Origin of the sequence: Micromonospora sp. NBC_01412, assembly GCF_045040215.1 — a bacterium.
Lineage (GTDB): Bacteria > Actinomycetota > Actinomycetes > Mycobacteriales > Micromonosporaceae > Micromonospora > Micromonospora rubida.
This window is the reverse complement of record NZ_CP109528.1, coordinates 2,436,505-2,449,968: the sequence shown is the minus strand read 5'-3', so window position 1 is coordinate 2,449,968 and position 13,464 is coordinate 2,436,505. Positions and strand designations below refer to the sequence as shown.

At 74.0% G+C, this 13,464-nt stretch carries 12 protein-coding genes; 5 read left to right on the top strand and 7 right to left on the bottom strand.

All coding sequences use genetic code 11. The annotated features are described in order from the left end of the window. Positions 1–12: 12 nt before the first annotated feature. Both OG617_RS11110 and OG617_RS11105 read right to left on the bottom strand, forming a co-directional pair. A complete protein-coding gene (locus OG617_RS11110; protein ID WP_405101013.1) occupies positions 13–1,392 on the bottom strand; it encodes a GH1 family beta-glucosidase in 1,380 nt (459 codons plus the stop codon). 292 nt (positions 1,393–1,684) lie between these two features. Further along, on the bottom strand, positions 1,685–2,443 hold the full coding sequence (locus OG617_RS11105) for a maleylpyruvate isomerase family mycothiol-dependent enzyme (protein ID WP_405101011.1): 759 nt from the start codon (positions 2,441–2,443) through the stop codon (positions 1,685–1,687). Between the two features lie 68 nt (positions 2,444–2,511). Between OG617_RS11105 and OG617_RS11100 the strand changes: the two genes are divergently transcribed. Next, positions 2,512–3,603, top strand: a complete 1,092-nt coding sequence (locus tag OG617_RS11100; protein WP_405101009.1) for a UDP-N-acetylmuramate dehydrogenase — start codon at positions 2,512–2,514, stop codon at positions 3,601–3,603. A 7-nt stretch (positions 3,604–3,610) separates the two neighbouring features. On the opposite strand, the gene OG617_RS11095 is transcribed toward OG617_RS11100, so the two are convergent. Both OG617_RS11095 and OG617_RS11090 read right to left on the bottom strand, forming a co-directional pair. Then, positions 3,611–4,390 (bottom strand): class I SAM-dependent methyltransferase, encoded by a 780-nt coding sequence (locus OG617_RS11095; protein ID WP_405101007.1) that lies wholly within the window; start codon positions 4,388–4,390, stop codon positions 3,611–3,613. A 42-nt stretch (positions 4,391–4,432) separates the two neighbouring features. Next, positions 4,433–5,200, bottom strand: coding sequence for an SDR family oxidoreductase (locus OG617_RS11090; protein ID WP_405101005.1), 768 nt, complete (start codon positions 5,198–5,200; stop codon positions 4,433–4,435). Positions 5,201–5,392: 192 nt separating this feature from the next. Between OG617_RS11090 and mshA the strand changes: the two genes are divergently transcribed. The 3 genes from mshA to OG617_RS11075 all read left to right on the top strand — a co-directional run bounded on the left by mshA (position 5,393) and on the right by OG617_RS11075 (position 8,526). Beyond that, the gene (gene mshA, locus OG617_RS11085) at positions 5,393–6,757 is read left to right on the top strand and encodes a D-inositol-3-phosphate glycosyltransferase (protein ID WP_405101003.1); all 1,365 of its coding nucleotides are present in this window, start codon (positions 5,393–5,395) and stop codon (positions 6,755–6,757) included. Between the two features lie 100 nt (positions 6,758–6,857). Continuing rightward, entirely contained in the window at positions 6,858–7,394 is a 537-nt protein-coding gene (locus tag OG617_RS11080; protein ID WP_405101001.1) for a YbjN domain-containing protein, read from the top strand. A gap of 190 nt (positions 7,395–7,584) precedes the next feature. Then, entirely contained in the window at positions 7,585–8,526 is a 942-nt protein-coding gene (locus OG617_RS11075; RefSeq protein ID WP_405103621.1) for a hypothetical protein, read from the top strand. A gap of 461 nt (positions 8,527–8,987) precedes the next feature. Here OG617_RS11075 and OG617_RS11070 read toward each other — a convergent pair whose 3' ends face one another. Beyond that, positions 8,988–10,286, bottom strand: a complete 1,299-nt coding sequence (locus OG617_RS11070) for an MFS transporter (protein WP_405100999.1) — start codon at positions 10,284–10,286, stop codon at positions 8,988–8,990. 81 nt (positions 10,287–10,367) lie between these two features. Further along, positions 10,368–11,747, bottom strand: a complete 1,380-nt coding sequence (locus OG617_RS11065) for an MDR family MFS transporter (RefSeq protein WP_405100997.1) — start codon at positions 11,745–11,747, stop codon at positions 10,368–10,370. 151 nt (positions 11,748–11,898) lie between these two features. Here OG617_RS11065 and OG617_RS11060 point away from each other — a divergent pair, with 151 nt between their 5' ends. Beyond that, positions 11,899–12,666: a phosphoglyceromutase gene (locus OG617_RS11060; RefSeq protein ID WP_405100995.1), complete on the top strand. Its 768-nt coding sequence runs from the start codon at positions 11,899–11,901 to the stop codon at positions 12,664–12,666. Positions 12,667–12,781: 115 nt separating this feature from the next. On the opposite strand, the gene phoU is transcribed toward OG617_RS11060, so the two are convergent. After that, entirely contained in the window at positions 12,782–13,435 is a 654-nt protein-coding gene (phoU, locus tag OG617_RS11055) for a phosphate signaling complex protein PhoU (protein ID WP_405100993.1), read from the bottom strand. Positions 13,436–13,464: the final 29 nt, after the last annotated feature.

Genomic DNA, 13,464 nt, shown 5'->3' with positions numbered 1-13,464 from the left:
CTCACCACCTCGTCACAGCCCGTTCCGGGAGATCACCCCCTGGTACCACCCGGCGCTGGCCTTCGGTGTGCGCCGCTGGGTCAGGTAGTCGACGTGGACGATCCCGAACCGCTTGCGGTAGCCCTCGGCCCACTCGAAGTTGTCCAACAACGACCATACGAGATAGCCGCGGAGGTCCACTCCCCGGCCAATGGCTTCGTGTGCCGCCCGAAGGTGCCCGTCCAGGTAGGCGATCCGGTCGGCGTCGGCCACCCGCCCGGCTTCGCCCGGCCCCGCCTCGCCGCCCCGGTCCGGGAACGCCCCGCCGTTCTCCGTGATCATCAGCGGCAGGCCCGGGTAGTCGGCGGCGAGCCGCTCCAGCAGGCGGGTGAGCCCGGCCGGCTCGATCATCCAGCCCATCTCGGTCAGCGGCCCGGTCGCCGGCAGGAACTCCACCGCCCGCTCGGTCCCCGGGTACGCCCCGTCGCCGGCGCCGTCCGGCCGGCCGGCCACGTACGTCGGGGCGTAGTAGTTGACTCCGAGCAGGTCGATGGGGGCGGCGATCAGCTTCTCGTCCCCGTCCCGGATGAAGGTCGGCTCCACCATCCGGGAGACGTGCTCCAGCACGTCGGCCGGGTAACCGGCGCCGGTCAGCGGGTCCAGGAAGATCCGGTTCTGCAACCCGTCGACCAGCCGGACCGCAGCGGCGTCCGCCGCGCTGTTCGGGTCCGCCGGCTGCACGTCCGCCGCGTTCAGCGTGATCCCGACGACCTCCGCGCCGGCCGCGCGCAGCGCCCGGGCCGCCAGGCCGTGCCCGAGCAGCAGGTGGTGCACGGCGGCGAAGGCCACGCCCGCGTCCCGCACGCCGGGGGCGTGCACCCCGTTGCCGTACCCGAGGTAGGCCGAGCACCACGGCTCGTTGAGCGTGGTCCAGGTGCGGACCCGGTCGCCGAGCCGGCCGTGCACCGCCGCCGCGTACGTGGCGAAGTGCTCGGCGGTCTCCCGGTTGGCCCAGCCGCCCCGGTCCTCCAGGGACTGCGGCAGGTCCCAGTGGTAGAGCGTGATGATCGGGTCGATGCCCCGGTCCAGCAGCGCGTCGGTCAGCCGGTCGTAGAAGTCCAGGCCGCGCGGGTTCACCGGGCCGGTGCCGTCGGGCTGGATCCGCGGCCAGGCGACCGAGAACCGGTACGCCTTCAGCCCCAGCTCCGCCATGAGGGCCACGTCGTCGGCGTACCGGTGGTAATGGTCGCAGGCGATGTCGCCGGTGTGGCCGGCGAAGACCTTGCCCGGCGTACGGCTGAAGGTGTCCCAGATGGACGGGCCCCGGCCGTCGTCGCGGGCCGCGCCCTCGATCTGGTACGCCGCGGTGGCCGCACCCCAGACGAAGTTCTCGGGGAATCGGAGTTCACTCACGCCTTGACCGCACCTTCCATGATCCCGCCGACAGCGCCCGGTCGGGCTCTTTGGGTCTTCCGGGGACAGCGTACGGCCAGAGGGAGTCGTTCCAGGGGGCCCGACCGATACGAGAGAGCGCTCTCACAAGAGCCTCGCGTCTCCCTCACCGGATGTCAAGAAAGCGCTCTCAGGGCCGGCGGCGGCGCAGCGCGAACAGGGGCCCTCCGGGTCGGGGGCCCCTGTCGTGTCGACGCGGTCCGGCTGGGCGCTACGGCCCTGGTGGGCAACGGTCCGGCTGGGCGCTACGGCCTCAGCCGGTGCGGAGGCCGTCGAGCAGCGCCCGGTCCCCGGCCACGCCGAGGGTTTCGAAGCTGACCCGGCCCATCAGGGCCAGCAGCAGGTCGCTGGCGGTCCCGGTGACCTCGGCCCGGGCGTGGTGCTCGTCGTGGTCGAGGATGGTGTCGGTGTCCAGCAGCGCCACGCCCTCGCCGCGCAGCCGCAGGTACCAGTCCTGGCCGGCGTCGGGCGCGGAGAGGTGCACGACCCCGTGCCACTGGCCGGTCGCGGTCCGCCTGCCGGCGGGCAGCCAGGTGTCCAGCACCTCGCTCACCCCGTCGGCCGCGAGCTTGGCCTCGATCGGCTCGCCGGAGGCGATGGCGAGCTGCGCGTCCCACCGGTGCACCGCGGTCTCGAGGGCCATCCGGCGGGGCCAGAAGCCCGCCTTCTTCGGCTGCGGCGCCCAGTTCCACGCCGGCGCCTCCGGGTCCAGCCCGTCGAAGGCCACCATCAGCCGGTCGTACCCGTGCTGCCAGAACTGGAACGGGTTCATCCCGGCGGGCAACTCGCCCGGCTCGGGGCGATCCGGGCGGGCGGTGCCGCCGGAGGTGACGACGATGTGCACCCAGCGGTAGACGTCGCCGAGGTGCAGGGCCAGTTCGTTGATCGTCCAGCCAGGGCAGGAGAGCACGGGTGTCTCGGGAGGCGCTTCCGCGACGGCGGCGGCGAACGCGGGGCCCTCCGCCCGGAGCGCGCCGATCCAGAAGTCCTTCGTGCCGTGCAGTCTGCTCATCAGGATCCTCCCGGGCGACCGGGCCACCAGTGGGTGCCGCGGCGTCCCCTCAGCCTAGGGTGAAAGGCGTGTCAGACGTTAGTGCCCAGCCGGCCACCGAAACCCACGCCGCCGACCCGACGTCGTTGGCGAAATACACCACCCTGCGCCTCGGTGGCGCGGCGGAACGGGTCGAGATCGCTGCCAGCGCCGAGGAGATCGTACAAAAGGTGCAGGAGGCGCGCCTACGGGACGACCAGGTGCTGATCCTCGCCGGGGGCAGCAACGTGGTGATCGGCGACGCCGGCTTCCCCGGCACCGTCGTGCTGGTGCGCTCCCGGGGGCTGCGGGTGGTCGCCGAGGACGCCGACACCGTCACCGTACGGGTGGAGGCCGGCGAGCCGTGGGACGACCTGGTCGCCGCGACCGTGGCCAGCGGCTGGTCCGGGCTGGAGTGCCTGTCCGGCATCCCGGGCTCCGCCGGCGCCACCCCGATCCAGAACGTCGGCGCGTACGGCCAGGAGGTCGCCGAGACGATCACCGGCGTCCAGGTGTACGACCGCGCCGACGGCACCGTGGGCCGGGTCGAGGCGGCCGACTGCGGCTTCGCGTACCGGTCGAGCATCTTCAAGTACAGCGAGCGCTGGGTGGTGCTCTCGGTCGACTTCCGGCTCGCCCGGTCCCCGCTGTCCGGCCCGGTCCGCTACGCCGAACTGGCCCGGGCGCTCGGCGTCGAGGTCGGCGACCGGGTGCCCCTGGCCGACGCGCGGGCGATCGTGCTGCGGCTGCGGGCCGGCAAGGGCATGGTGCTCGACGCCGGCGACCCGGACACCTGGTCGGTCGGCTCGTTCTTCACCAACCCGGTGCTGGACCGGGAGGGCTACGAGCTGCTCCGCGAGCGCGCCGCCGACCTCGGCGAGCCGCCGCACTGGCCCGGGGCCGGCGACACGGTCAAGGTCAGCGCGGCCTGGCTGATCGACCGGGCCGGGTTCGCCAAGGGCCACCCCGGCCCGGAGGGGGTGGCCATCTCCGGCAAGCACACCCTCGCCCTCACCAACCGAGCCGGCACCGCCAGCACGGCGGCCCTGATCGCCCTGGCCCGCGACATCCGCGACGGCGTCCACGCCCGCTTCGCGGTGAGCCTCCACCCCGAGCCGGTCCTCATCAACTGCGCCCTCTGACCCACCGTCAGACGGGGGCGACGGCGGGCCAGGGAACGGTCAGCTCGCCGAGGCGCCAGCGGCGGGGCCGGTACTCGATCGGCCAGCCCGAGGCGCGGGTCGCCGCGACCGTGCGCAGCCAGCGCTGGCGGGGGCCGAAGGGGGCGTACGGGGCGGCGGCCCGCCAGGCGTCGTCCAGGTCGCGGAGCAGGGCGTGGATGGGTTCGCCCGGCACGTTGCGGTGGATCAGCGCCTTCGGCAGCCGCTCAGCCAGCTCGGCGGGGCTGCCCAGCGTGGTGAGCTTGGCGGCCAGGGTGAGCGTGCGCGGGCCGGCGGCGTCGACCAGCACCCAGCCGCCGAGCCGGCCCAGCTCGTCGCAGGTGCCCTCGACCAGCGCCCCGCCCGGGGCCAGCCGGTCGGTGACCGTCCGCCAGGCGTCGGCGACCTCGCCCTCGTCGTACTGGCGGAGCACGTTGAACGCCCGGACCAGGACGGGCCGCAGCCCGGCCAGCTCGAACCCACCCCGGGCGAAGGTGAGCCCCGGCGGGTCGGCGGCGGGCCGGGCGGCGGCGACGCGTACCGGATCGATCTCCAGCCCGACCACCCGCACGTCGGCGCGGACCCCGGCGGCCAGCCGGGCGCGCAGCTCCACGGCGGTGACCGGCGTGGCGCCGTAGCCGAGGTCGACCACCAGCGGGTCCGGCGCCGCCCGGAGCCGGTCGCCGCAGGTCTCGACGATCCAGTTGTCCACCCGGCGCAGCCGGTTGGGGTTCGTCGTGCCCCGGGTGACCACGCCCTGGGGTCGCATCAGCGCCGCCCCCGTCCGCGGGACCGGATCACTCCGGGTGCCTCACTGGTTCGCCCGATGCACCTTGTGCTGGGCGGCCTGGGCCAGCGGGCGGACCACCAGCCGGTCGATGTTCACGTGCTGCGGGCGGGTCGCGCACCAGGCGATGCAGTCGGCGACGTCCTCGGCGACCAGCGGCTCGGCCACCCCGGCGTAGGCCGCCTCCGCCCGCCCGGCGTCGCCGCCGAAGCGGACCAGCCCGAACTCGTCGGTCCGCACCATCCCCGGATCGATCTCGATGATCCGGACCGGCCGGCCGCACAGCTCCAGCCGCAGCGTGCCGGCGATCGCCGTCTGCGCGTGCTTCGCGGCGGAGTAGCCGCCCCCGCCCTCGTACACGACGAAACCGGCGGTGGAGGAGACGACCACGATGGTGCCGGCGCCGGACGCCTCCAGCGCCGGCAGCAGCGCCTGGGTGACCCGCAGGGTGCCGAGCACGTTCACGTCGTACATCCACTGCCAGTCGTCCACCGAGCCGGACTCCACCGGGTCCAGCCCGCGTGCGCCCCCGGCATTGTTGACCAGCAGGGTGACCGGGCCGGGGGCCGCCGCGGCGGCCTCGGCCAGGCCGGCGACCGACTCCTGCGAGGTGACGTCGCACTCCACTGCGGTGGCCGCCCCGCCGGAAGCCTCGATCCCGGCGACCAGTTCGGCCAGCCGGTCGGTGCGGCGGGCGGCGGCGAGCACGTGGAATCCCTCGGTGGCCAGCCGGCGGGCGGTGGCCGCGCCGATCCCGCTGGACGCCCCGGTGACGATTGCGACAGAGGTCATCCGGCCATTCTCGCCCGCTCGGGCGGGCCCTGTGCCGCCGGGTGGGCGCGCGGTGCCGATGAGGTCCGTCACGCCCGGGGGCAGACGCGACGCATTTCCGATGTCCGATGGGGAAGATGACACCCGGCGCGCGGGTTGACCGAGAAGCGCCGGTCGTGCGGGACGGCATCAACCGTGACAGAGGGAGCGGACGTGGCGGAATTGCACACCGGTGTCGGTCGTCAGCGAGGTGCCCGGCCGTGGCCACGGCCACGGCGCATCGCCACCCTGTCGGTGCACACCTCACCCCTGCACCAGCCCGGGACGGGCGACGCGGGCGGGATGAACGTGTACATCCTGGAGGTCGCCCGGCGGTTGGCCGAGGCCGGCGTCGAGGTGGAGATCTTCACCCGGGCCACCTCCGGGGACCTGCCGCCGGTGGTGGAGATGGCACCCGGCGTGCACGTGCGGCACGTCACCGCCGGCCCCCTCGAAGGGCTGACCAAGGAGGAGCTGCCCGGCCAGCTCTGCGCGTTCACGGCCGGGGTGCTGCGGGCCGAGGCAGCCCGCCCGCCGGGCCACTACGACCTCATCCACTCCCACTACTGGCTCTCCGGGCAGGTCGGCTGGCTGGCCAAGGAGCGCTGGGGGGTGCCGCTGGTGCACACCGCGCACACCCTGGCCAAGGTGAAGAACGCGCAGCTCGCGGCTGGCGACCGGCCGGAGCCGAAGGCCCGGGTGATCGGCGAGGACCAGGTGGTCGCCGAGGCCGACCGGCTGGTCGCCAACACCGAGGTCGAGGCCCGCGACCTGCTCCACCGGTATGCCGCCGACCCGGCCCGGGTCGCCGTGGTCGAGCCCGGCGTCGACCTGGAGCGGTTCCGCCCGGCCGCCGGGGACCGGCACGCCGCGATGCTCGCCGCCCGCCGCCGGCTGGGGCTGCCCGCCGAGGGGTACGTGGTGGCCTTCGTCGGTCGGATCCAGCCGCTGAAGGCCCCCGACGTGCTGATCCGGGCCGCCGCCGCGCTGCGTGAGCGCGATCCGCTGCTCGCCGACGAGTTGACCGTGGTGATCGTCGGCGGCCCCAGCGGCAGCGGGTTGGACCGGCCGACCGCCCTGATCGAGCTGGCCGGCTCGCTCGGGATCGCCGACCGGCTGCGCTTCCTGCCGCCGTGCACGGGCGACGACCTGCCGGCCGTGTACCGGGCCGCCGACCTGGTCGCGGTGCCGTCGTACAACGAGTCGTTCGGGCTGGTCGCCCTGGAGGCCCAGGCGTGCGGCACGCCGGTGCTGGCCGCCGCCGTGGGCGGCCTGGTCACCGCCGTCCGGGACCAGGTCAGCGGGGTGCTGATCGACGGCCACGACCCGGTCGACTGGGCCCGTGAGCTGGCCCGCCTGTTGCCCGACCGGGTGCGCCGGGCCACCCTTGGCCTGGGCGCCGAGCGGCACGCCCGCAACTTCTCCTGGGACCGGACGGTCTCCCACCTGCTCAACGTGTACGGCGAGACGATCGCCGAGCAGCGCGGCCGGCTGGCCGCCCAACTCGCCGGCGACCCCGCCCTGAGCTGCTCGTGGTGAGACGGGGGGCAGGGCAGCCGGTCCACGCGGCCCCCGGTGCCACCCTTCGCCGGCGGCGACCGTCCGGTGGGCGGGGCGGGGCGGCCGTAGAGTGGGGCGGATGAGCAGCGCGAAGAGCGAAGTCGCCGCCCTGATCGAGTCGGTGTGCGCGGAGCGGGAGCTGGTCGCCGAGTCCACCGGCGAGGCGTCGTACGCGGTCACCCTGCCCGGCACCCACAAGCTCAAGACGGTCTGCAACCTCATCGTCGGCGAGCACGCGCTGCGGATCGAGGCGTTCGTGATGCGCCAGCCGGACGAGCGGCGCGAGGAGCTGTGGGCGTGGCTGCTGCAGCGCAACGCCCGGATGTACGGGGTGTCCTTCTCCATCGACGCGGCCGGCGACGTCTACCTGACCGGCCGGGTCAACCTCGGAGGGCTCGACGAGGCCGAGCTGGACCGGCTGCTCGGCGCGGTGCTGACGTACGCCGACGAGTCCTTCGACACGATGCTGGAGATCGGCTTCGGCGCCGCCATCCGGCGGGAGTGGGAGTGGCGGGTCAAGCGCGGCGAGTCGACCGCCAACCTGGCCGCGTTCGCGCATCTCTTCGAGCCGTCGTCGGCGGCGCGGGTGCCGGCGGGGGGTTCGGAGCCGTCCTGAGGGGTATGCCGCACCGCGCGGTGCGGCACTGGGACCGACCGCGCGCCGAGGACGGACTGTCGAGGAGCGTGAGCATCCCATGGCTCAGCGAAACAGCTCAGGTCGCGGCGGGACTGCGACCAGGACGAAGCAGCAGGCGGGCAACCAGACCCCGAACACTCCGGGGATCTCCGAGTCGGAGATCTCCCGGATGCGGGTAGACGACATCCGTGGCCAGTTGCGTCGCCGCGGCGTCTCCGGGATCTCCGCCCTGCGCAAACCGGAACTGGTGAAGACCCTGACCCGGACGCTGCGCGCCGAGGTCCGCTCCGGCGGCGCGGCGCGGGGCAGCACCGGGCCGGCGGGCCGGGCCCGCGGCACGAAAGCCGCGGCCGGCGCGCGCAAGGCGACCGGGGGTGCCCGCAAGGCGGCCCCGGCCCGGGCGAAAGCAGCCCCGGCCCGGAAGGCAGCCCCGGCACGGGCGAAGGCCACGGGGTCGAGGGCTGCTCCGGCGCGGGCGAAGGCCACGGGGTCGAGGGCTGCTCCGGCCCGGGCGAAGGCCACGGGACCGCGGGCCAAGGCGGCCCCGGCCCGGGCGAAGGCCACGGGGTCGCGGGCGAAGGCGGCCCCGGCCCGCAAGGCAGCTCCGGTAAGGGCCAAGGCGGCTTCCGCCCCGGCCCGGAAGGTGGCCCCGGCCCGCGGGACGACCACGGCGGCCGGCACTCGGCAGGCGCCGGCTCCGGCTCCGGCTCGCCAGGGTGCCGCGAACCGGCAGCGATCGGCCGTCCGGACCGGGGGTTCGACGTCCCGATCGGTGCGGTCCTCGCAGCCCATCACGTCGCTCCAGGACCGGCCGGAGCGCCCGGGGCGCAGCCTGGTCACCACCGACCACGACGTGATCCGGCGCTGGGCGCGGGAGCGCGGCGCGCGGCCGGCCACGATCGCCGGGACCGAGCGGGAGGGTCGGGCGGGGGTGCTGACGTTCAACATGCCGGGCTACCGGGAGAGCAGCCGGATGCGCGAGATCACCTGGGACGAGTGGTTCAACACGTTCGACGTACGCAGGCTGAACCTCATCTACCAGGAGCAGTTGCGCGACGGCCGGCAGAGCAACTTCTTCCGCACGGAGTCGCCCGATCGGGCGGACGCCTGAGGGTTTGCGGGAATGCCCAGCGGGTAGACGCTGTTGGCTCAAGCGAGGCCGAGAGTGCGGGTCCCGGTTCCGGACGACGGTGCTGTGACCGGTGAGACACCCGATCTGGGTTGAATCCGCAATCTGGGCGAACTAGCTTTATTGCACCGCGCCACGCTCGGAAACGTTCGGGGGAGCGGCGGATCGATCAGATCCGTGCACGGGCGAGGCGCAGGGGAACGGATGGGTCACACCGTTGGGGGACGGTGCCATCCGGGGGATCCGGCGGCGCGAGCGGGCGACGCTTACGGGGGTGAGTGTCGCCCGCCGCCGCCGGGCACGTTGCGAGCGTCCACCACGACCCAAGGTCGAGGTGGACGCTTTGCGCGTTCCAGAGGCCCGCCCGCCCGGCCCGCCCCCTCGCCCCGGTGATCAAGAGGTTTACGTCTGCGGGGCGTCGGATCCTGACGTAAACCTCTTGATCACCGGGGCGAGGCAGGGGTTGGTGTTCGGTTCGGGAGCGGGTGTTCGGGTTGTCGCAGGGTGGCCACGCGGCGTTCCCTAGGTGGGCCGGCCAGGAGGTGGCCCCCGGCGGCCAGCAGGCCCAGCGCGCCGACGATCAGCCAGTGCCGGTCGCCGAGGTACTGGAGGCTGAGCCCGCCCAGGGCCGGCGCGACGAACGACGCCGCCGGGAAGGCCAGATAGAACACCGACTGGTATCGGGCGCGCAGCTCGGGCGGGGCGAGGTCGGCGTTGATCTGTGCGTTCGGCGGGGCGGCGAGCATCGAGCCGACCGTCCAGACCACCGCGGCGGCCAGGTACGCCGGCAGCGTCCCGGCGAAGGCCAGGGCGCCGAAGCCGAGGGCGAGCAGCGTGGTCGACGCGGCGAGGACGACACCCTTTCGGTGCCGGTCGACCAGCCGGGGCACGAAGAGCTGTCCGAGCACGATCAGGGTGCCGCCGAGCGCCACCACCGTCCCGTACGCCGACGGCCCCAGCCCGTCCGCGCGCATCGCCAGCGGCATGATCGTCGAGGTCTGCATGGTGAGCACGGCCAGCACGAAGGTGAGCCCGACGAAGACCAGGAACGTCCGGTCGGTGAGCGCGGTGTGCAGCCCGGGCCGGCGCGGCCTCCGGGCGCCTCCCGTCCGGGCGGTCCGGTGGCCGTCCGGGGACTGCGCTGACCGGGTGCGACTGAGGGTCTCGGGGACCTTCCACCCGATCACGACGGCGGCGGTCAGGGTGGCCGCCGCGTCGACCAGGAACAGCGCCAGGAAGCTCGCCTCGGCGAGCAGGCCGGCCAGCAGCGAGGCCACGGCCATGCCCAGGTTGAACGCCCAGAACTGGAGGTTGAACGCGCGGGAGCGGCGGTGCTCCGGCACCACGTCGACGATCGCGGCGACGAAGGCCGGGCTGGGCATGGAGTGCACCACCCCGACCAGGGCGGCGAGCGCGGCGATGGCGGCCAGGTGCCGGCTGAAGGCCAGCCCGACCATCAGCCCGGCGGTGGCCAGGTGCGCGGCGAGCAGGGTGGCCCGCCGCCCCCACCGGTCGGCCAGCACCCCGCCGAGCAGTACGCCGACCGCGCCGCCGGCCCCGTAGGCCCCGACCACCGCGCCGGCCAGCGCGGTGCTCGCCCCGCGCGCCTCGGCCAGGTACAGCGGCAGGAAGAGCATGGCGAACGCGCCGGCCCGGTTGATCAGCAGACCCGCCCAGAGGTACCAGAACGTGGCGGGGAGACCGCCCGCGGAGTCATGCCACCAGCGCCGCAGGGGATGCACCCGACCTCCCGGTAAAGCTTGTTGACACTTCCGGCGTCGACGGTAGGAAAGTCGGGGCGGAGTGCGCCAGCGTGTCCCTGGTCACCGGGTCGGGGCGGCCCGGCGGTCCCGGTCGGGCTCCGGGGCGTACCCGTCGGTGGCGGAACCGACCGGCTCGGTGGGCACGGTGGCCGCGGCCTCGGCCGCCTGTGGCGCCGGGGGCCGGACGACGGTGACCGGCTCGGCCGGCGCGGCCGGCGGGCGCAGCGCGACGGCCCGCCGCTCCCGGGCCGGGCCGGAGACCAGGTGGGCGACCGCCATCACCACGCCGATCGCCGCGCAGCCCAGCCAGAGCGCGCCGTTGCCGGCCTGCTGCCGGACCAGGCCGCCGAGCAGCGGGGCGGTGGCCCCGGCGAGCTGCCAGGACAGCGAGAACACCCCCTGGTACCGGCCGCGCAGGTCGGCGGGGGAGAGTTCGGCGATCAGGGTGGAGTTGGACGGCGAGTTGAGCATCTCGCCGACGGTCCAGACCAGCACGGTCAGCGCGTAGAACCAGGCGATGTCCGCGAACGCGGTGAGCCCGAAGCCGACCCCCATCACCACGGAGGCCAGGGCGAGCACGTGCGAGCGGCTGCGCCCCCGGATCAGCCGGGGGACGAAGAGCTGCCCGGCCACGATCAGCACCCCGTTGAGCGCGATCACGGTGCCGTAGGTGGACGGGCTCAGGCCGTCGTCGCCCATGGCGATCGGCAGCATCGAGATGTGCTGGAGGAAGACCAGCGCGCCGAGCAGGTTGAGCGCGACGAAGCCCAGGTACACCCGGTCGGTGAGGATGGTGCGCAGCGCGCCCCGGGGGCGGGCCGCCCCGGCGGCGAGCGCGACCGCGACGGCCGGGACCCGGGTCTCCCGCACCTTGACGAAGATGATCACGGCGGTGGTCAGGGTGGTGACCGCGTCGATCACGAACAGCAGCAGGTAGCTGGCCTCGGCGGCGAGCCCGGCGAGGATCGCGGCGCTGGCGAAGCCGAGGTTGATCGCCCAGTAGTTGAGCGAGAACGCGCGCAGCCGGTCCCGCTCCGGGACGACGTCGATCATCATGGCGCCGAACGCCGGCCGGGCCGCCTCGGCGAACAGGCCGAGCAGCAACGCGCCGATGGCGACCGCCCAGAGTTCCCGGGCGAAGCCGAGGGCGAGCATCATGCTCGCCGCGCCGAGGTGGGAGGTGAGCAGCGTCGGTCGCCGGCCCCACCGGTCGGCGAGCATCCCGCCCAGCGTGGTGCCGACCGCGCCGCCGACGCCCCAGAGGCTGAGCACCAGGCCGGCCGCGAGCTCGTCGAAGCCGCGCTCCTGGGTGAGGTAGATGGCCAGGAAGATCAGGACGAACGAGCCGAGCCGGTTGACCAGCGTGCCGGTCCACAGGTACCAGAAGGTTCTCGGCAGCCCACCGGTGGTGTCCCGGAACCAACCCCGCATCGTCCGCACGCCCGCGCCCCCGTCTCGGTAATGACCGATATATCTTAAGCGCCTTACAACCTAGCCCCGGCCATGATCGCCGGTCATCAGCTTTTCCACGTGGTGGTCGTCACCGCCGGTCCCCGCGTGTCCGCCGGAGGCGTACGGCAGGATGATCGGCATGACTGCGAGCGAAGGGCCCACCATCGGGACGCTGGTCCTGCTGCGGCACGGCGAGAGCGACTGGAACGCGAAGAACCTCTTCACCGGCTGGGTCGACGTCGACCTGACCGCCAAGGGTGAGGTCGAGGCGCGGCGCGGCGGCGAGCTGATGCGCGAGCACGGCCTGCTGCCGGACGTGGTGCACACCAGCGTGATGCGCCGGGCGATCCGCACCGCCGAGCTGGCGCTGAACGCCGCCGACCGGCACTGGATCGCGGTGCGCCGGTCGTGGCGGCTCAACGAGCGGCACTACGGCGCGTTGCAGGGCAAGGACAAGAAGCAGACCCTGGACGAGTACGGCGAGGAGCAGTTCATGCTCTGGCGCCGGTCGTACGACACCCCGCCGCCGCCGATCGCCGACGACGACGAGTGGTCGCAGGTCGGCGACCCCCGGTACGCGCTGCTGCCGACCGAGCTGATGCCGCGCACCGAGTGCCTCAAGGACGTCGTCGAGCGGATGCTGCCGTACTGGTACGACTCGATCGTGCCGGACATCCTGGCCGGCCGGACGGTGCTGGTGGCCGCGCACGGCAACTCGCTGCGCGCCCTGGTCAAGCACCTCGACCAGATCAGTGACTCCGCGATCGCCAAGCTGAACATCCCGACCGGCATCCCGCTGCGCTACGACCTGGACCCGCAGCTGCGCCCGCTCACCCTGGGCGGGACGTACCTCGACCCCAGCGCCGCCAAGGCCGCCGCCGCCGCGGTAGCCAACCAGGGCCGCTGACGACGCTGGAAGGGCCCCTGCCGACGCCTCGCGCGCGGCACGGGGCCCCTTCCGACCCGGCTCACCCGGCCGACCCGGCTCACCCGGCTCGCTGGGCCGACTCGGCCCACCCGGCTCACTCGGCCGACGCGGCGGGCTCCCCGGTGATCAGGTAGACGACGTGCTCGCCGGCGTTGACCGCGTGGTCGGCGAACCGCTCGTAGAAGCGGCCCAGCAGGGTGGCGTCGATCGCCGTCTCCACCCCGTACGGCCAGTCGTCGCCGAGCAGCACCGCGAACAGGCTCTTGTGCAGGTCGTCCATCGTGTCGTCGTCGCGGTCCAGCTCGGCGGCGAGGTCGGCGTCGGGCTTGGCCAGCACCTTGCCGATCTTCTCGGCCATCCGGTCGGCGATCGACGCCATGTCGGTGAAGACCGTCCGCAGCTCCGCCGGGACCGCCGGGGACGGGTGCCGGCGCAGCGCGGTCTTCGCCACGTGGTCGGCCAGGTCGCCCATCCGCTCCAGGTCGGCGGCGACGTGCAGGGCGGTGATCATGGCCCGCAGGTCGGAGGCGACGGGCGCCTGCCGGGCGAGCAGGTTGCAGACCCGCTCCTCGACGTGCCGGTAGAGGTCGTCGATCTCGGCGTCCCGCTCGATCACGGTCTCGGCCGCCTGACGGTCGGCGGCGAGCAGGGCGCGGGTGGCCTGGCGCATGGCGGCGCGGATGGCCTCCGCCATGTCCACCAGCAACTGGCTGACGATCTGGAGGTCGGCCCGGAACTCGTCGCGCATCATCACGTCCTGTGTTCGGTGGTCGCCGG